Annotated in this window: 19 protein-coding genes and 2 other annotated features; of the genes, 5 read left to right on the top strand and 14 right to left on the bottom strand. The window is 44.6% G+C overall.

The window, feature by feature from the left end; genetic code table 11:
• Positions 1–152: 152 nt before the first annotated feature.
• Both HHK01_RS07185 and HHK01_RS07180 read right to left on the bottom strand, forming a co-directional pair.
• On the bottom strand, positions 153–257 hold the full coding sequence (locus tag HHK01_RS07185; RefSeq protein ID WP_170007154.1) for a YjcZ family sporulation protein: 105 nt from the start codon (positions 255–257) through the stop codon (positions 153–155).
• A 39-nt stretch (positions 258–296) separates the two neighbouring features.
• Positions 297–563: a hypothetical protein gene (locus HHK01_RS07180; RefSeq protein ID WP_170007153.1), complete on the bottom strand. Its 267-nt coding sequence runs from the start codon at positions 561–563 to the stop codon at positions 297–299.
• A 191-nt stretch (positions 564–754) separates the two neighbouring features.
• Here HHK01_RS07180 and HHK01_RS07175 point away from each other — a divergent pair, with 191 nt between their 5' ends.
• Positions 755–1,489, top strand: coding sequence for a class I SAM-dependent methyltransferase (locus HHK01_RS07175; RefSeq protein WP_170007152.1), 735 nt, complete (start codon positions 755–757; stop codon positions 1,487–1,489).
• A 23-nt stretch (positions 1,490–1,512) separates the two neighbouring features.
• The gene (locus HHK01_RS15760; RefSeq protein ID WP_265575561.1) at positions 1,513–1,641 is read left to right on the top strand and encodes a hypothetical protein; all 129 of its coding nucleotides are present in this window, start codon (positions 1,513–1,515) and stop codon (positions 1,639–1,641) included.
• Between the two features lie 95 nt (positions 1,642–1,736).
• Here the strand turns inward: HHK01_RS15760 and trpA are convergent, their stop codons facing one another.
• Genes trpA through trpE form a run of 7 tightly spaced genes read right to left on the bottom strand, consistent with a single transcriptional unit; the run spans position 1,737 to position 8,144 of the window.
• Positions 1,737–2,531: a tryptophan synthase subunit alpha gene (gene trpA, locus HHK01_RS07170; RefSeq protein ID WP_170007151.1), complete on the bottom strand. Its 795-nt coding sequence runs from the start codon at positions 2,529–2,531 to the stop codon at positions 1,737–1,739.
• A complete protein-coding gene (gene trpB, locus HHK01_RS07165; protein ID WP_170007150.1) occupies positions 2,528–3,736 on the bottom strand; it encodes a tryptophan synthase subunit beta in 1,209 nt (402 codons plus the stop codon). The genes trpA and trpB overlap by 4 nt, the downstream gene beginning before the upstream one ends.
• Entirely contained in the window at positions 3,733–4,344 is a 612-nt protein-coding gene (locus HHK01_RS07160) for a phosphoribosylanthranilate isomerase (RefSeq protein WP_170007149.1), read from the bottom strand. The genes trpB and HHK01_RS07160 overlap by 4 nt, the downstream gene beginning before the upstream one ends.
• The gene (trpC, locus tag HHK01_RS07155) at positions 4,328–5,131 is read right to left on the bottom strand and encodes an indole-3-glycerol phosphate synthase TrpC (protein WP_170007148.1); all 804 of its coding nucleotides are present in this window, start codon (positions 5,129–5,131) and stop codon (positions 4,328–4,330) included. Before trpC ends, HHK01_RS07160 begins: the two co-directional genes overlap by 17 nt.
• Positions 5,128–6,156, bottom strand: a complete 1,029-nt coding sequence (trpD, locus tag HHK01_RS07150) for an anthranilate phosphoribosyltransferase (RefSeq protein WP_170007147.1) — start codon at positions 6,154–6,156, stop codon at positions 5,128–5,130. Before trpD ends, trpC begins: the two co-directional genes overlap by 4 nt.
• Positions 6,153–6,746: an anthranilate synthase component II gene (locus HHK01_RS07145; RefSeq protein WP_170007146.1), complete on the bottom strand. Its 594-nt coding sequence runs from the start codon at positions 6,744–6,746 to the stop codon at positions 6,153–6,155. The genes trpD and HHK01_RS07145 overlap by 4 nt, the downstream gene beginning before the upstream one ends.
• Positions 6,747–8,144 (bottom strand): anthranilate synthase component I, encoded by a 1,398-nt coding sequence (trpE, locus tag HHK01_RS07140; protein ID WP_170007145.1) that lies wholly within the window; start codon positions 8,142–8,144, stop codon positions 6,747–6,749.
• 79 nt (positions 8,145–8,223) lie between these two features.
• Positions 8,224–8,467 (bottom strand) — a binding site (T-box leader).
• A 33-nt stretch (positions 8,468–8,500) separates the two neighbouring features.
• Positions 8,501–8,715: a binding site (T-box leader), on the bottom strand.
• Positions 8,716–8,849: 134 nt separating this feature from the next.
• Here trpE and HHK01_RS07135 point away from each other — a divergent pair.
• Entirely contained in the window at positions 8,850–10,130 is a 1,281-nt protein-coding gene (locus HHK01_RS07135) for a bacillibactin exporter BcbE (RefSeq protein ID WP_170007144.1), read from the top strand.
• A gap of 38 nt (positions 10,131–10,168) precedes the next feature.
• Here HHK01_RS07135 and HHK01_RS15755 read toward each other — a convergent pair whose 3' ends face one another.
• The gene (locus tag HHK01_RS15755) at positions 10,169–10,291 is read right to left on the bottom strand and encodes a hypothetical protein (RefSeq protein ID WP_265575560.1); all 123 of its coding nucleotides are present in this window, start codon (positions 10,289–10,291) and stop codon (positions 10,169–10,171) included.
• 131 nt (positions 10,292–10,422) lie between these two features.
• On the opposite strand from HHK01_RS15755, the gene sspL reads away from it, so the two are divergent.
• Positions 10,423–10,563, top strand: a complete 141-nt coding sequence (gene sspL, locus HHK01_RS07130) for a small, acid-soluble spore protein L (protein WP_170007143.1) — start codon at positions 10,423–10,425, stop codon at positions 10,561–10,563.
• Between the two features lie 364 nt (positions 10,564–10,927).
• On the opposite strand, the gene HHK01_RS07125 is transcribed toward sspL, so the two are convergent.
• Both HHK01_RS07125 and ku read right to left on the bottom strand, forming a co-directional pair.
• Entirely contained in the window at positions 10,928–11,368 is a 441-nt protein-coding gene (locus tag HHK01_RS07125; RefSeq protein ID WP_170007142.1) for an OsmC family protein, read from the bottom strand.
• A complete protein-coding gene (gene ku / locus HHK01_RS07120; protein WP_170007141.1) occupies positions 11,365–12,192 on the bottom strand; it encodes a non-homologous end joining protein Ku in 828 nt (275 codons plus the stop codon). The genes HHK01_RS07125 and ku overlap by 4 nt, the downstream gene beginning before the upstream one ends.
• A 114-nt stretch (positions 12,193–12,306) precedes the next feature.
• On the opposite strand from ku, the gene ligD reads away from it, so the two are divergent.
• The gene (gene ligD, locus HHK01_RS07115) at positions 12,307–14,139 is read left to right on the top strand and encodes a DNA ligase D (RefSeq protein WP_228027696.1); all 1,833 of its coding nucleotides are present in this window, start codon (positions 12,307–12,309) and stop codon (positions 14,137–14,139) included.
• Here the strand turns inward: ligD and dapF are convergent.
• Complete coding sequence (dapF, locus tag HHK01_RS07110) at positions 14,136–15,110, bottom strand: diaminopimelate epimerase (RefSeq protein WP_170007139.1); 975 nt, start codon at positions 15,108–15,110, stop codon at positions 14,136–14,138. The two genes, ligD and dapF, sit on opposite strands and share 4 nt — an antisense overlap.
• Positions 15,111–15,257: 147 nt before the next feature.
• Positions 15,258–16,526 carry an NCS2 family permease gene (locus tag HHK01_RS07105; RefSeq protein WP_170007138.1) on the bottom strand — a complete coding sequence of 423 codons (1,269 nt, stop codon included), beginning with the start codon at positions 16,524–16,526 and terminating at the stop codon, positions 15,258–15,260.
• Positions 16,527–16,594 lie beyond the last annotated feature (68 nt).

Raw genomic sequence — 16,594 nt, 5'->3', positions numbered from 1 at the left:
CGTGCTGCCTGTCGTTCCTGTTGCTCCAGAGTACGCTTTAATTGAGCCTTTTTCGTTTTTTCCTGAAATGTACGTTTAAATTATGCAAATAAGCCCTCGGTCTCCCGAGGACGTACTTACTCATTTTACAAATTTCTGGGGCGTGCCCGTTTCTAGTATGCGCCGCCCCCGAATCCACCGCCGACGTATGCTGCTCCTACAATAATGAGTAGGATAAATAGCACAACGATTAATGCAAATCCGCTTCCTCCGTTCATTTTTTCACCCCCTCTTCAGCTTTCAGTTTCAAAAAGTAATTAGAAGAAAAATGGAATGAAGGCTAGAGCCGCAATGGCACCGAGCGCAATTCCTGCACCCCATCCCCAGCCGCCATAGCCTCCATAGCCGCCATAGTAGGGGTATCCGTAGCCGGCAAAGTTTGCTCTGCCAAATGGACGCAGGTATACTCTGTTGCCTCCTACTCTTTCAATGACACCTCTATGCACTTGCCCGTTAAAGGTTCTAATTTGTACAGGTCTGCCGATTCCTTGACGACACATGCTGTGATAACGTGTAACAGACATGGATTGTTACACCTCCTCTTTTTATAGCCATTAACAGACTATGCATATTTGTCCATAAAGGAATAGACACCTGTACGATACTTCACGGAAATAGGCGTTGTTTATTACGTTTGTAAATCAACAGGGGAACCACAACTCAAATGATGACATAGCATAGAAGCAACTCATTTTCAAAAAGGGGCAAACGTTTTATGACACTAACCTATCAAGATGCGTTAGCTTATGGTGGAATTGCCGAAGCACACCCTGGTGGACACGTTCTAACAAAAAAAATCCTCAAAAGCGAAAAAATTATTCCTGGCGCGAAAGTTCTTGATGCAGGGTGTGGAACTGGTTTAACCTCTCTCTATGTCGCCAAAGAACTGAAATGTACAGTATATGCCGTTGACAAACACCCGCAAATGATTCAACAAGCGACTAAACGCTGTAAGAAAGAAAAACTGCCGATAAACATAGTGGAAGCAAGCTTAGAAAACCTGCCTTTTGAAGATGAATCATTTGACTGGATTATTGCGGAGTCCTCTACCGTTTTTACGAGCGTATCGAAATCATTAGCAGAGTATTTTCGAGTGCTCACACCAAATGGATCACTTTTATGTATTGAAATGACAAAAGAGGATTCCTTAACTAAAAACGAGGAAGACAGAATAAAGAAGTTTTATAACATTGAAAAAATGTTTTCTGAAAAAGACTGGATTCGAGCCATCCAACAGGCGGGGTTTCATAAAGTAGACGTGCTAAAATCAAAAACGATTCTCCAAGAACTCCAAGAATACGATATGAATGAAGACAAGGGGACTACTTCTTCACAAGTGAAAAAGATGGACCGTAAAGTACAAAACGTATTACTAGACCACAGTCAGCTGCTACTAGACTATGCAGAGGATCTTGGCTACAGAGTTATGAAGGCGACGAAGATGGAGTAGGGTTTTCGAAGTGTAGAGAGAAATTGGGGAGGGGCAATGGTAAAAATGGACTCGGGCAGGATAACAGAACCGCTGTCATCATGACCAATGCAGATTTAGGTGTACATCGAAATGAAGGGCATCATTGGGGAGATCGTTCATTCACTAAATAGTTAGAGGGACTCCCACATAAAGGAGGTCCCTCTTTTTTTATGAGTACCGCTAACTTTTCCGACAAAATTCGGGGCGTGCCAGTTCCGGTAATGAGTTACTTTTTCGACAAAATTCGGGGCGTACCAGTTCCGGCAATGAGTTCCTGGATGGTGTCGAGATCTCCTTCGTGGAAGGATTGGACGATTTTGCTTCCTACGATGACGCCGTCGAATATATTTGTCATCTCTTGTACGTGTACTGGTGTGGAGATGCCGAAGCCAGCGTAAACGGGTAGGTTGCTGACGTTGCGGATGCGGTCGGCAAATTGTTGTAGTTCTTCGATCGGGAACCCTTCGCGTGCGCCGGTTGTTCCTTTTACTGTCACTGCGTAGAGGAAGCCTTTTGCCTCTTTTGTCACCATCTCTACGCGTGAATCTGGACTTGTTAAGGTGACGAGTCGGATGAGGATGAGACCTTCCTTCTCAATTGCGTTGGAGAGTAGTGACTCTTCCTCATAAGGTAGATCCGGTACGATGAGTCCGCTCACTCCTACAGCGTTGGCACGTTCTAAAAATGCATCTACTCCGTAGGCAAATAGCGTGTTCGTATACACCATTAACAAGAGCGGTGTGTTTAGCTCTTCCTTGACTCCATCTAATGTTTGAAATACTTTTTCTGTCGTCACTCCTGCAGCTAGTGCCCGGATACCAGCAGCCTGAATGGTCGGACCGTCTGCTACCGGATCAGAAAACGGGATGCCGACCTCAATGCACGTAGCGCCAGCTTCTTGTAAAAAGAGTAGCTGTTCCGGTAATTTTTCTAGTGAGGGGTCACCGGCCATGACGTACGGAACGAACGCTTTTCCGCCTTGTTGTTGAACGGTTTGTGTTCTTTCGTGGATCGGGTTCATTGCGCGTCTCCTCCTTTTAGTAGCTCTCTCACTTGATTGACGTCTTTATCGCCTCGACCTGACAAACAAATAACGAGTGTTTCTCCTTTGTTCATCGTTTTGCCGAGCTTTTCTGCGTATGCGACCGCATGAGAACTTTCGAGCGCTGGAATGATGCCCTCTTTTTTCGCTAATAATTGAAAAGCTGCTAGGGCTTCTTCGTCAGTAATCGACGTGTACTGAACACGTTCGATATCTTTCAGGTGGCTATGCTCTGGACCTACTCCGGGGTAGTCAAGACCTGCAGATACAGAATGTGCTTCTTGCACTTGTCCGTCGTCGTCTTGGAGTAAATACATTTTTGCACCGTGCAAAACGCCAAGTTTTCCTTTCGTTAAGCTAGCAGCATGCTTTTCTGTGTCAATTCCACTTCCCGCAGCTTCCACTCCGTATAAACGAACCTGTTCGTCCTCCACAAAAGGATAGAACATCCCCATGGCGTTACTTCCCCCACCGATACACGCGACAACTGCATCAGGAAGCGCGCCTGTTTTTGCGTGTAGCTGTTGCTTTGTTTCAGCACCAATAACACTTTGGAAGTCCCGTACGATTTGTGGAAACGGGTGTGGACCTAGTACTGAACCGATGATGTAATGCGTATCATCAACGTGAGCAACCCAGTAGCGTAACGCTTCGTTAACAGCATCTTTCAACGTAGCACTCCCTTGTGAAACGGAAACGACTTTCGCACCAAGTAGCTCCATACGAAATACGTTCAATTGCTGGCGCCTTACATCCTCTTCCCCCATAAAAATGACACATTCCAAATTGAGCAACGCACAAACGGTTGCGGTTGCGACACCGTGTTGACCTGCACCTGTTTCTGCGACGATTTTCTCTTTGCCCATTCGTTTAGCAAGGAGCGCCTGTCCGACGGTGTTGTTAATTTTGTGTGCGCCTGTGTGGTTGAGGTCTTCGCGCTTCAAATAAATGTCCGGTCCGCCGATGTGCTCTGTTAAGTTTTTAGCAAAGTATAGCGGTGTTTCGCGTCCCACGTATTCTGTCAACAACTCGTTCATTTCCTTTTGAAACGCCGGATCATTTTTTACAGCTTGGTAGGCTTCCTCAAGCTCTAGCACAGCGTGCATCAACGTTTCGGGAACAAATCTTCCGCCGAATTCTCCGTAGTAACCTAAATGGGTCGGGAACTGGTATGTGTTGCTCATTTTGTTCTCCCCTTTACTGCCTGTAAAAAGGCTTTAATTTTTTCTAGATCCTTGACACCGTCTGTTTCAACGCCGCTGGACGTGTCGATCATGGCTGGCCTCACTGTTTCGATAGCTGTTTGTACATTTCCTGAGTGAAGTCCTCCTGCTAAAACGAGTGGCGCTGGAAAAGACATCCCTTGTAGCCACTCCCACGGAAATGTGGTGCCATTTCCTCCACGATACGGACCGTTTCCGCTGTCGACGAGAACATAGGACGTTTCATACTCATCTAGCTTTAGCGCATCCTGTTTTGACTTGAGTGGTAACGCCTTTATTACGGGTAATGATAACGACTGACAAAACTCATACGTCTCTTCTCCGTGGCATTGAAACATCGTCAGCCCGCATTCGGCGATCTCCTCCATGACGTCACGACTTTCATTCACAAACACTCCAACCTTTTCGACGTCTACTGGTAGCTGATCGATGATATGTTTCGCTTCTTCCTTACTAATACGCCGCTTACTTGCAGCAAATACGAACCCGATGGCATCTGCTCCATATTGAACGGCAGCTTGAGCGCTTTCCAAATCACGGATTCCACAAATCTTAACCTTCGTTTCCATGATTGCGTCCCCTCTTCTCTATTTGAAAAGATTGGAGAGCATTAGAAGGATCTTCCTGGCGCATAAGTGATTCACCAACAAGTAAGCCATCAGCATACACATCGCGCATCCGGGCTACATCCTCGCTTGTTGCAATGCCGCTTTCTGCAATGAAAAATGCCCCTTTGTTATGAATGAGTGGTCCGAGCTTTTCTGAAGTACACAGATCCACTTCAAAAGTAGCTAAGTTTCTGTTGTTCACCCCGATTAACGTTGCCCCTATACGGAAAGCAGTTTCTAATTCTTCTTCGTTGTGTACCTCCACAAGTACGTCCGCATCAAAAGAAGATGCGTACTCATGTAAAGCTTTCAACTCTGCTTCTGTCAAAGCACTCACGATTAAAAGAATAAGGCTCGCACCTTTTACCACCGCGTAGTCGATTTGCGATTTATCTATAATAAAATCTTTACATAGTACAGGAAGATGTGTGGCATTAGCCATTTCCTCTAAATCATCGAAGGAACCTTTAAAATACGTCGCGTCTGTTAAGCACGAAATAGCACTAGCGCCGCTTCTTTCATAGTGCCAAGCTCGTTCCTTCGCTACTGCATCCGGTGCAATATCCCCTTTTGAAGGTGAGGCGCGTTTGAATTCGCTTATCACTGCCAAATTTGTACGTATCGCAAGTTGCTTCGTAAATCCGTGTGGCACCTTCACTCGGCTTGGTGGTGTCACGCGCGGTAGCTCGGCAATTTCCTCCCGCTTCGTTTCTAAAATGCGATCTAAAATGGTACCTGTTTTCGTCATTGCGCGACCTCCTGTATACGATCCATCGATTGTTGCAACGTTTCAAGTGCTTCTTTCGCACTGCTATTTTCGATGATTTGACGAGCTAAGTGAACTCCTTCTGCTATCGTGTTTGCCTTTTCAGCGACATACAAGCCGATACCTGCGTTAAAGAGAACCGTATCCACATAAGCTTGAGGTGCTGTTCCGTTCAGTATATTTTGCAGTAATTGTGCGTTTTGGGTCGCGTCACCGCCACGAATATCCTGTAAAGAATAGCGAGCTAATCCGACGTCTTCTGGGCAAAGGATTTCCGTACGAATCTTTCCTTCTTCTAGAAAGACGAGCTTGTTCTCTCCAGATAGACTCGCTTCATCAACTCCATCTGCTCCGTGTATAACGACTGCCCGTTTTCTGCCCAGCTCGTGCAAAACGTGTGCAAATTTCTCAAGCAAGTCACCGCGATACATGCCGAGTACCTGATACTGTAAAGGAAATGGATTTGTTAGTGGACCAATTAAGTTTAAAATGGTCGGTACACCAAGATCTTTCCTTACTTTCATGACCCGTTTCATGCTTTTGTGAACATGCTGCGCAAACAAAAAGGCAATGTTCGCTTCTTGTAGTACACGTTCGGTTTGTGTAGCTGACAGTGTCAGTGAAATATTAAGTACCTCCAACACATCAGCACTCCCACTACGAGAGGTCACGCTTCGGTTGCCGTGCTTCGCAACGTGGCAACCAGCAGCTGCTAACACAAACGCGCTTGTCGTACTCACATTAAAACTTTGCGAGCCGTCGCCCCCAGTGCCACAGTTATCCATATACGCGATTGGCTTTTTAGAAAAAGGCAGTGCTTTTTCTTGGAGCACATCGACTAGCCCAACAATTTCATCTACTGTCTCCCCTTTTGTTCGTAAAGAAAGGAGAAAGCCAGCAATCTGTACATCGGGGGTCTCTTCTTTAAACATTTCACGTGCTGCTTCTCTCATCTCATCTCGGCTCAAATCGCTTCCCTCAACTACCCGTTGCAAAAATTGCTTCACTTTGTAGTTACCTCCTTAGAATGTTCGATCTGCTGGAAAAATCCAGCGATTAAGTCATTTCCTTTTCCTGTTCCGATTGATTCCGGATGAAACTGAAATCCAAAGATCGGCTTCGTACGGTGACGAATCGCCATCACTTCACCATCATCCATGCTCGTTGCTGTCATCGCCAAACTACTAGGACACGTCGCGTGGTCTGCAGTTAAGGAATGGTAGCGCATCACTTGAAGAGGCTGTGGCATGTAAGCGAAAACCCCTTCTCCGTCGTGTTGGATGTTGGACCGTTTCCCATGCATGATTCGCTTTGCTTGGCGAATTGTGCCACCGAAGGCTTCAAATATCGCTTGGTGACCTAAGCAAATGCCGAGCATCGGAACTTGCTCAGCACCTTTTTGAATAAGGTCCATCATCATCCCCGCATCTCTCGGGTGGCCCGGACCAGGGGAAAGGATAATGGCCTCAGGCATCTTAGCTAGTAGCTCTTCTGCCGTTTGTTCGTCATTGCGCACTACTTCAACTTCTTTGTACTGCGCGATTTGCTGGTATAGGTTATATGTGAACGAATCGTAATTATCAAGTAGTAAGATCATTTACGCTCCTCCTAACAAGGCTTTCGCTTTGTGTAACGTCTCTTCGTACTCGCTTTCTGGAATTGAATCATGGACAATTCCCGCTCCTGCTTGTACGTAGGCAACATCATCTTTCAAAATCATCGTACGAATGACAAGGGCAAAGTCTAAGTTTCCGTTGTACGAAAAGTACCCGAGTGCTCCTCCGTACGGGCCACGCTGCACAGATTCTAAAGTGTTAATCCACTGCATGGCACGAATCTTTGGAGCTCCGGATACGGTCCCTGCAGGTAAACAACTCATTAAAGCATCAAGTGGTTGAACACCATCTTGCAAAGTACCCGTCACTTCTGATACGAGGTGCATCACATGACGGTAACGATCTACCTCTTGATATCTATTCACATGTACTGAGCCCGTTTTGCACACTTTCCCTAAATCATTTCTACCTAGATCGACGAGCATATCGTGTTCTGCTTGTTCCTTCTCGTCATGGCGGAGCTCTTTTTCTAAGGCAGTGTCCTCTTCTTCTGTCGCACCTCGCCGTCTTGTTCCAGCGATCGGGTTCGTTTTGACGTTATCCCCTTGCACACTTACGAGACTTTCCGGTGAAGAGCCAAGAACGATGTAGTCACCAAAGTTTACATAATATAAATACGGTGAAGGATTTTGTCTTCTTAGCTCCCGATAGAATGAAAACGCATCTCCACTGTACGTACGCTGTAATCTTTGGGATAGCACAATTTGGAATACTTCTCCTTCTCTAATCAGTTCCTTTGCCTTTAGCACATTCGCTTCAAACTCTTTCTTCGTACAATTGGACTCGATTTGACCAAATTCAATTCGTTCGTCGCTTTCTCTTTGCGGAGTTTGTATTTCTGTTTTCACCTGTACACATCGAGTTTCTAACTCTTCCTCAGTTTCTCCATTTCTGCCGATTGCAACGATATGGACAGTTTGTTGTTTATGATCGTATGCCACCACTGTGTCGTAGATCAAAAGGTGTGCCATCGGTAGCGACGCGTCATTATTTAGTAACTCCCCAATCTCCTCCACTTGACGGATGCAGTCATACCCAACGTAACCGACAGCCCCACCAAGAAATGGCAATGGCGGGAGACCTAGCGTCGTCGTGTCTACTGTCTGGACAAGTTCTGCTAGTATATCAACAGTCCGCTCGTGTTTTTGACGAGAGACCTTCTTTCCCTGCTCGTGAAAAAGAATCGTATGCTCTTCTTCTGTTGTGATCAGTTCTATTGAAGGATTTACGCCAAGAAATGAATAGCGTCCTTTTTGTTCGTGCTTTAAGGAGCTTTCAAGTAGAAAGCCTTTTGTACCTGATAAACGCTTCTTTATTGCAATGGGTGTTAACGTATCCCCATCAAATTGAATGGCCTTCATCGTACTATTGTGTGCCATTTCGCTCGCTCCCCTCTTCTCTCCTCGTCTAAACAAAAAACGCCCTCTACACTCACATCTAGTATAGATAGATGCAAGTGTAGAGGGCGAAAATTCCGCGGTACCACCTCTGTTTGAGCTTAACGCTCACACTTAATTAGGGACAATCATCCCTGTTCGCTGTAACGGGCGAACCCGTCTTCTTCTACTAAAGGTTACCTACACCTCTTTCAAAGAAGCTCTCGAAAGTCCATTCCGATCTGCTCGAACGACTGCCTTGCACCTACCGGCAGCTCTCTGTGCGTCAATGTGCTGATCGTACTCCTCTTTCTCGTCGATTTGACAAGTGAAACCAAATAAAAAAACACCTATCCAATAAAAAGGACGGAGTTTCCGCGGTGCCACCTTTGTTAGCCAGCTTGTGCTGACTCACTTTGCCTCTGTAACGGAGAGAAACCGCCATAACCTACTAGGATTCGTTCAGTTTGGTCGCTCAGAAGTCCATTCGTCTTCCGCCTACACTAGTTCCCACCGACCACTAGCTCTCTTAAGTAGACCTAAAAAGAGTACTCTTCTTCGTCAACGCGCATTTCCATTTTGTTGTTGTCTATTATCATATGACGTGTGTGCTAAGATGTCAACTTTTTTCAAAAAGCATGATCTATAATTTGAACGGCTTTCGTGCACTCTATAACCAACACACACTATTGTTATAAGGAGAGACCTATGGAACATATCGGGAGTATCCATCATGCATTTCAAAAGAAAGAAGCTTCGTCTGAGGGTGATGATGGGAAAACGAGTGCTGTGTTAGCCTTATCATCTATACCGCTTGTTATGACGCTTGGCAATTCTATGCTGATTCCAGTTTTGCCAACTATGGAAAAGCAATTGTCTATCTCTTCATTCCAATCAAGCTTAATCATTACCGTATACTCCATCGTAGCTATCTTGTTAATCCCAGTTGCTGGATTTCTCTCAGACAAACTGGGACGGAAAGCGATACTAATCCCGAGCTTAATTATTGCAGGGGTTGGTGGTTTAGTCTCTGGGTTTGCGGCTTGGTTTATGAAGGATGCCTACTTCATGATCTTAATCGGGAGAACATTACAGGGGATTGGTGCTTCTGGTGCTGCCCCGATCGTCATTCCACTAGTTGGCGACATGTTTAAAAGTGAAGAAAAAGTGAGTAGCTCGCTCGGGATTATTGAAACTGCTAATACACTTGGAAAAGTACTAAGTCCGATTTTGGGTGCGCTTTTAGCTGCATGGATTTGGTTTATCCCATTTTTTTCATTTCCTATTTTCTGTCTAGCAGCGATCTTGCTTGTCGCTTTTCTTGTAAAAGCACCTAAACAGGAACAAAAGAACAAAACTACGGTGAAAGAGTACGGGACGAAATTGAAAAAGATTTTTAAGGACAACGGTCGCTGGCTATACACCACGTTTATTATTGGTGGTGTGATGATGTTTGTGTTGTTCGGTGTCCTCTTTTATTTATCAAGTACGCTTGAAGATGCATACGCCGTAAAAGACGTAAAAAAAGGATTATACTTAGCTATCCCACTCGGCGCCCTCTGCTTGACAAGCTTTGGTACAGGCATGACCATCAAAAAGAACAAGGTGTTAATGAAGTGGCTTACTTTTAGTGGCATTGTGATTTTAGGGATTGCTGTAGTGCTCACTAGCTTTTCTGATAACTTGTGGTACTTAATATCCATGTTTGCAGTAAGCGGAATCGGTATCGGCATGGCACTCCCTTGCCTGGACGCCATGATTACTGAAGGTATTGAGAAGGAACAACGAGGAACAATCACTTGTCTGTATAGTTCGATGCGGTTTGTAGGGGTTGCTCTTGGTCCACCGATTATCGCTATCGTCATGAAATCATACGAAACCCCCATGTTTTATGGCCTCGCTGGATTGTGTGCGATCTCTGCACTGTTATCATTCTTCGCGATAAAACCAGAGAATGATGAGGGTGCTCCACAAGGGAATCCATCTTAAAAAATAAAAAGGAGCCAGCGAATCGGGCTCCTTTTTTATTACTCTGGGTTTTTTTTCTCGGCTTTCGTGGGTGCTTTATCTTTCATCTCTTCGGCCATTTCTGTGTTGAGCTTTTTAGTCGACTGCATTCCAGATTTCGTTTTGCGGTTTCGTTTCGTCACGATAACGCCTCCCTTCTTCTTTCTTAGGTTGGCTTATCTCCGAAAAGGTCATCCCTGTCAGGTGAAGGAAACAAATTCGAAATAAACATCATCGAAAACGGGAACTACTAATTAGTGGGAGGTGAGCGAAAATGAACAAGAAGGATAAAACAAGCCGAGGAAAAAAAGCACCTGGCGTTAATCCTCAAGGGTACGGTCAAGATGCTGAATTAACAGAGAGTCCTAAAAGTGAATTAGAGAATAGAGCTAAAAAATCTAATACGAAGATCTAACATACAGTACCCTATACCTGGCTCCGTAGTCAGGTATTCTTTTTTTATTAGAGCTGTTGTACTCCAAAAGTAAATAAAGCAACTAGTGTAGCCAAGCCTAACCACAAAAAGGCACCTTGCCAAAACCAACTCTTCATAGATAATGCCTCCTCTGCTCTATGTAAAAAATAAGGGACGCGCAAGTAAATCCAGCGCGTCCCTCTTATTCATTCAACAAAAGAGGGGGGTGTTGAATGTTTATGAAAACGATTCTCAATATCATTATAAATGGTTGTTCGTATTTGTCAAGCAGCCATTGCATTTTTTCTTCCGCTCCACCACGTACTAATTTGCCAATTCCCTTCCAGTAAAGATGACTTAAGTCTTAGGCCTTCTCCCAAACAGCTTCCACCTTAACATCAGCTGCCTTCATAAGTTGGACAACAGGACAGCTGTTCTCCGTTTTTTCGTGTAACCATTTCACCTCTTCATCTCCTTCATCCAAATGAACAGATACTTTCATTTCTACAGATTGGAAGTAAGGACGAATATCGTTTCTCGTGGACATTCCCTTAGGGTCATAGCGTCCCACAACCGAAAAAGTAATGTCGTGTACGGTGAGGCCTTTTTTGTTAGCAAACGCCATGGCCGTTATATGTTCACAACCTGCGAGTGCGGCTAAAACCGTTTCAAGTGGATTCGCACCTTTGTTCGTCCCACCCACTTTAACAGGTTCGTCCAATTGCAACGTATGTCCACTTCCACTGACAGCCTGTACATGAAGGCCACTTCCATTTGCATCAATGCGCACCGTGCGTTCACTCATGAAGAGCTTTCCTTTTTCTTACGAGTACGAGCAGGTGCCTTTTTCTGTTCCTTCGGTTTTGTGCGATCAATAGAAGCTTGTAGTGCCTCTAGCAAGTCTGTCGAAGTAGTTGCCCGCTTCTTTGGCTCTTTTTTCTTCGCCTTAGTTGTCGTTTTGGATGAGATTTGCTTTAGCATTGCTTCTCTATATTCATCTTTGTATGCAGTAGGGTCAAACGGTTTTGTGAGCTGATCAATGAGAAGCAGGGCGGTAGATAATTCCTTCTTCGACCAGTCAATACGTTCAGGAACATTTGGGACGTCCTTCACATCGCGCACTTCATCGTAGAAATGCATTGTTTCGACTACGAGACATTGATCAACAATGCGAAGAGCTGCCAGTTGTTGCTTTGCCCGTAAGACAAACGTCGCAATCCCGATACACTTAGATTCCTCAAGTGCACTGCGAAGAAGCGCGTAAGCCTTCTCTCCCCCATCCTGTGGCGAAATGTAATAGCTTTTCTTGAAGTAAAGTGGGTCAATTTCATCTAATTTTACAAAGTCGAGAATATCGACTCCACTAGCATCAAACTGCTGTTCAATTTCTTTTCTTTCACTTTCCTCTACAGTGATAAACTCGCCATTCTCAGTTTCAAAGCCTTTTTCAATGTCTTCATTTCCCACAACTTCTTCGCACGTACTACAAAACTTCTGGTACGAGATCGGTGTGTGGCATTTTTTGTGCAAGGTCCGAAAATGAATGCCTTTATCTTCTGTTGCCGTGTGCAGTTTAATCGGTATATTCACTAATCCAAATCGGATACTGCCTTTCCACATCGTATGCATGGCCATCTCCCCTTCACATCTTTTTATACACTAGTGTGTGTCCGTTTTCGTGCATACATGCTTCTTGTTCGTTGGAAACTATAACCGATAAAAGGTGTGTACAGTGTTTTAATAATGGAGGAATCAGAAATGGAGCAAGACGTTCGGCCTATGCTTGTTTCGTCAAAAAACTGGCCAGCTGACAATCAAGACTCATGGTGGTTCGAACCGAAATACGACGGTTATCGTGCCCTCTTAAAAATAACAAAAACGACGATTCGCTTAACGAGTCGAACAGGCAAGCCACTTGACGATAAATTCCCAGAAGTTATCGAGGCAGCTTCTTCCCTACAAAAGGGGCTGAATGATCATTTGCCTGTATGCTTTGATGGGGAGGTGGTAGCATTAGTATCAAACTATCGTAGTGTGTTTCAAGTAGTGAAGTCTCGTGCTGCTTCGAGTAAAGTTACTGTGCAACATGACAAGAGAATTTCCTATGTAGTCTTTGATATGTTGGAAATGAAAGGAAAATCACTGCGCTCCGTGCCAATAGAAGATCGGAAAAAACAATTAGGGACGTTCATTGAAAGTCCTGTTGACATAACCCGGTCAAGTTCCATTCAACGTATTGAATTGCATACAGACGCAGAGAAACTTCTCTCACATATTTGGGAAGAGCGTGGGGAAGGGATCATTGCCAAGCGCAGGAACAGCGTATACCGAGCTGGAACACGGAGCGAGCAGTGGCAAAAAAAGAAGCTACGGCGTAAGGTTTCTTGTTTCTTTCTAAGCCTGCAAACTTCTAACGATAATATCGAAGTGGGCGTATTTGGAGATGGTAACAAAGTGGTTTCACTTGGGGCGTTTCGAACGGGCATGCAACCCCATGAAAAGCAAGCAGTCATACAACTGTTAAAACAAAATGGAACGTACGAAAACGGAATCTACTATCTACACCCAGCCCTTTGTATGGAAGTCGGGTATACTGAATGGTCAAAGGGAAAGAGAGAATTCCGAGAACCACACTTTCTTGGCTTTCTTCCCGATAAACGTGCTGAGGAGTGTACGTGGGAACAATTTTTACTGGATGGAGCTTTATTACCAGAGGAAGTACCTCTTACCCATGTAAGCAAACCGCTTTGGGATGATTTTTTAAAGCTGGACTACATTCGTTATATTCGTGAAGTCTTCCCATACATACTGCCTTTTTGCCATAATCGGGTGCTGACTGTTATTCGCTATCCACATGGGATGTACGACGAAGGGTTTTATCAAAAGAACCGTCCAAAATCGGCGCCTAGCTTTGTACGTCAATTAGAGGGTGGGATCCGCTGCGATTCTGTGGAAACGGCAATTTGGCTCGCGAATCAACTCGCAATGGAGTGGCACCTTCCCTTCCAGACGTTGCGTTCGCAAAAAACAGATATGATATTGTGGGATTTAGATCCTGCTGATGAAGCAGATTACCGATCTGCCGTTATAGCAGCTCATTTATTGCACGACGCCCTCTCCTCTTTTCATATCACATCTTTCGTAAAAACATCTGGGAGAAAAGGAATACAAGTATACGTTCCGTTGCAAAAACCGATTACGTATCAAGAAGCTAGTGTCATCACATCTTTTTTTGCAAAATGGCTTGTAGAAAACGATCTAGATCGGTATACGATTGAACGCTTCAAAGAAAAGAGAGCAGGGAAATTATATGTGGACTACATTCAACACGGAAAGGAAAAAACGGTCATTGCACCGTACTCGCTACGGAGAGGAGATCCAGACCTCCCCCCTACTGTCGCCACGCCTCTGTATTGGAACGAGTTAGAGGAACAAGATCGACCACCTAAATTCTCGCCAGATGATGTGTTGCGCAAAATAGAAAAAACCGGTTGCCCATTTGCTACGTTTTTTTCCGTAGAAAACGATCAACCGGTCAGAACCCTTATCCATGAAATCCGATCACGAACATCCTAGAAGCATCCACTTTTACGTTTTTGCGAGTCTTTTACTTCTTGTTCAAAACGAGCATATGCGGTGGCCTCATCGTGAAAGATTTCTTCAACGTCAGTATGCCCAGTTGTGACATCGATGTGGCCCTTTTGTTCGTACGTGGCGTTACCGATCAAATAAACGTATGCTTCGTCATCTGTGTTGTAGGCGACACACTGAACCTTGCCGCCTGGATTCCATACGTCCACTTTCTCGCCAAAATTGAAACGTCTTTGTAGGCAGGCTACGTACGTTGAGGCACTCATCGCAGTTCCACAAGCGTTTGTAAAGCCTACGCCACGCTCATACGTTCTTACAAACAAACCGTCATCTGTCGGAACAACATAGCTAACATTTACACCATCTTCAAAAAATGAGTTTTTCTCATTCAGCTGTTTGGCAACGGTCTCTTGTTCAGTTGTTTCTAGCACCTCTTCATCTACAAATGTAACAAGATGAGGGTTCGGAATGGAGACAATCGTGTACAGACGGCTTGAAGGTCCGAAAGAAAGTACTTGATTTTGGACTGACTCTTCGTCCCCGAGCCACCCACTAGTAGCTGCTCGGAACGAAACAGGAGATATTTCTACTTTCATTGCTGGCACACCCGTAGCCATCGGGGCCTCTTTTCCTACATGAAGGGTCTTTTGCTTCGTCTCTACTAGAAACATATCTTTTCCGTTCGTTTCAGAGACGTAACGAGCGACACAGCGCAGCCCGTTCCCACACATGGAAGCTTCCGTACCGTCTGCGTTCATGACGATCATCTTCGCCTCCGCGTGATCACTTTCAGATACAAAAAGAATACCGTCAGCGCCGATACCCTTCTCTCTGTTGCAATACGTAAGGGCAAGTTGAGCACGCTCTCCTTCAGTAAGAGTAAAACTTTGTGTTCGTTCATCTATTAATAAAAAATCATTTTTAGAGCCATGAACCTTTAAAAATGGAATTTTCATCTGTATCCCCCCAGAAGCAACAAAAACATTGTCTATAGACTGCCACACAATCGCCAAAAGTGCAATAAAAGAAACAAAGATCGACCTTTTGAAAATATAGTATGAGTGGGTGATAGCTATGTTTACAAATTAAAATACGCCCACTTTTTAAACAAATGCCTGTAATAGAAAGTATACAAAGAATAAAAAGGCTGAGACTGCAAGAAATGGATTCACGTCCCGCCACTTTCCTGCTCCAATTTTGACAATTGGGTATAAAAGAAACCCGATCGCCATTCCGTCAATGATGCTTTGTGTAAACGGAATGGTAGCCAGTAAAAAGACAGCTGGAAATGCTTCCGTTACGTCATCAAATGGAATGTGCTGAATGTCAAGAATCATGAAAAAGCCAATGATGAGTAGAATTGCGGCAATTGCACTCGTCGGAATAATTGAAATAAGCGGTAGCATGAAAAAGCTTGCTATAAACAAAATTCCGGTAACGATTGCGCTACCGCCACTTTTACCGCCTGATTGAATAACTGCCTGTGTCTCTATACTCGCAACAGTCGGGCTAGACCCCACCAATCCCGCAAAAAAAGTTGATAAGGCTGTTCCACGGAGTGCCGGTACGTAGCGATCTACAGTATGAGACGCACGCGTGTGTGCTTCAACGAGGCCAATGTTTTCAAAGAGAAGAACAAGTGTAAACGTGAACACTGCAATCCAAAAGGAAGAAGACAAGAATACGGAAGCATCTACGTCTGTCATCCAGGCAAATACGTTTGCCCATCCAGGTAAATACGTTCCAGATGGTTTAGCAAGATCTCCTGTAAAAAAGCTCGCGACAGAGATAACGACGAGCCCGATAAAGAAGTATCCATTCCGCTTTCTCACAAACAAAATGAGCATAAGCAAAAAAGCGGCCATCGTCCAAAGCACGTCTCGATTAGTTAAATCCCCTAACCGAACGAGAGATGAGTCTCCCGCTACAATGAGACCACCCATTTCCAGTCCGATAAAAAAGATGTACAAGCCGAGCCCCACTGTCATTCCATACTTTAACGATGCTGGCAAAAGGGTGATGATTTTGCCAGTCAGCTTTGTAAACGTAAGTAAGCTGAACACCGCGCCACTGACAACGACGCTGAGTAATGCTTCCTGCCACGAAAGACCAAGCTGTCCAACGACTGTATACGTAAATAGCGCATTAATGCCCATCCCTGGAATAATTAAAATTGGCGTTTTAGCGTAAAAGCCCATTAACAAACAGCCAATCACAGCGCTCAAAATGGTCGCATACAAGCTCTCCATTGCAGGTACTCCAGCTTCTTGCAAAATAAAACTATTTACCGCAATGATATACGCAGTCGTAAAAAAGCCAATCACGCCTGCGAGACACTCTTTTTTAGAAAAAGAGAACAAAGATGTTTTCATCGAAGGTTCGATCCTTATGTTGTTTAGCCCTCTCCCACCCGTTTAAATAGCGCAACTCTTTTGAAGAC

Source organism: Bacillus fonticola, from assembly GCF_012955605.1.
GTDB classification, from domain to species: Bacteria; Bacillota; Bacilli; order Bacillales; family JC228; genus Bacillus_CG; species Bacillus_CG fonticola.
This window is presented reverse-complemented; position numbering and strand designations above follow the sequence as displayed.

Coding starts and splice junctions, on each gene's coding strand:
- HHK01_RS07185 (WP_170007154.1), bottom strand. CDS start 257: ATGAACGGAGGAAGCGGATTTGCATTAATCGTTGTGCTATTTATCCTA.
- HHK01_RS07180 (WP_170007153.1), bottom strand. CDS start 563: ATGTCTGTTACACGTTATCACAGCATGTGTCGTCAAGGAATCGGCAGA.
- HHK01_RS07175 (WP_170007152.1), top strand. CDS start 755: ATGACACTAACCTATCAAGATGCGTTAGCTTATGGTGGAATTGCCGAA.
- trpA (WP_170007151.1), bottom strand. CDS start 2,531: ATGAACCCGATCCACGAAAGAACACAAACCGTTCAACAACAAGGCGGA.
- trpB (WP_170007150.1), bottom strand. CDS start 3,736: ATGAGCAACACATACCAGTTCCCGACCCATTTAGGTTACTACGGAGAA.
- HHK01_RS07160 (WP_170007149.1), bottom strand. CDS start 4,344: ATGGAAACGAAGGTTAAGATTTGTGGAATCCGTGATTTGGAAAGCGCT.
- trpC (WP_170007148.1), bottom strand. CDS start 5,131: ATGACGAAAACAGGTACCATTTTAGATCGCATTTTAGAAACGAAGCGG.
- HHK01_RS07145 (WP_170007146.1), bottom strand. CDS start 6,746: ATGATCTTACTACTTGATAATTACGATTCGTTCACATATAACCTATAC.
- trpE (WP_170007145.1), bottom strand. CDS start 8,144: ATGGCACACAATAGTACGATGAAGGCCATTCAATTTGATGGGGATACG.
- HHK01_RS07135 (WP_170007144.1), top strand. CDS start 8,850: ATGGAACATATCGGGAGTATCCATCATGCATTTCAAAAGAAAGAAGCT.
- sspL (WP_170007143.1), top strand. CDS start 10,423: ATGAACAAGAAGGATAAAACAAGCCGAGGAAAAAAAGCACCTGGCGTT.
- HHK01_RS07125 (WP_170007142.1), bottom strand. CDS start 11,368: ATGAGTGAACGCACGGTGCGCATTGATGCAAATGGAAGTGGCCTTCAT.
- ku (WP_170007141.1), bottom strand. CDS start 12,192: ATGCATACGATGTGGAAAGGCAGTATCCGATTTGGATTAGTGAATATA.
- ligD (WP_228027696.1), top strand. CDS start 12,307: ATGGAGGAATCAGAAATGGAGCAAGACGTTCGGCCTATGCTTGTTTCG.
- dapF (WP_170007139.1), bottom strand. CDS start 15,110: ATGAAAATTCCATTTTTAAAGGTTCATGGCTCTAAAAATGATTTTTTA.
- HHK01_RS07105 (WP_170007138.1), bottom strand. CDS start 16,526: ATGAAAACATCTTTGTTCTCTTTTTCTAAAAAAGAGTGTCTCGCAGGC.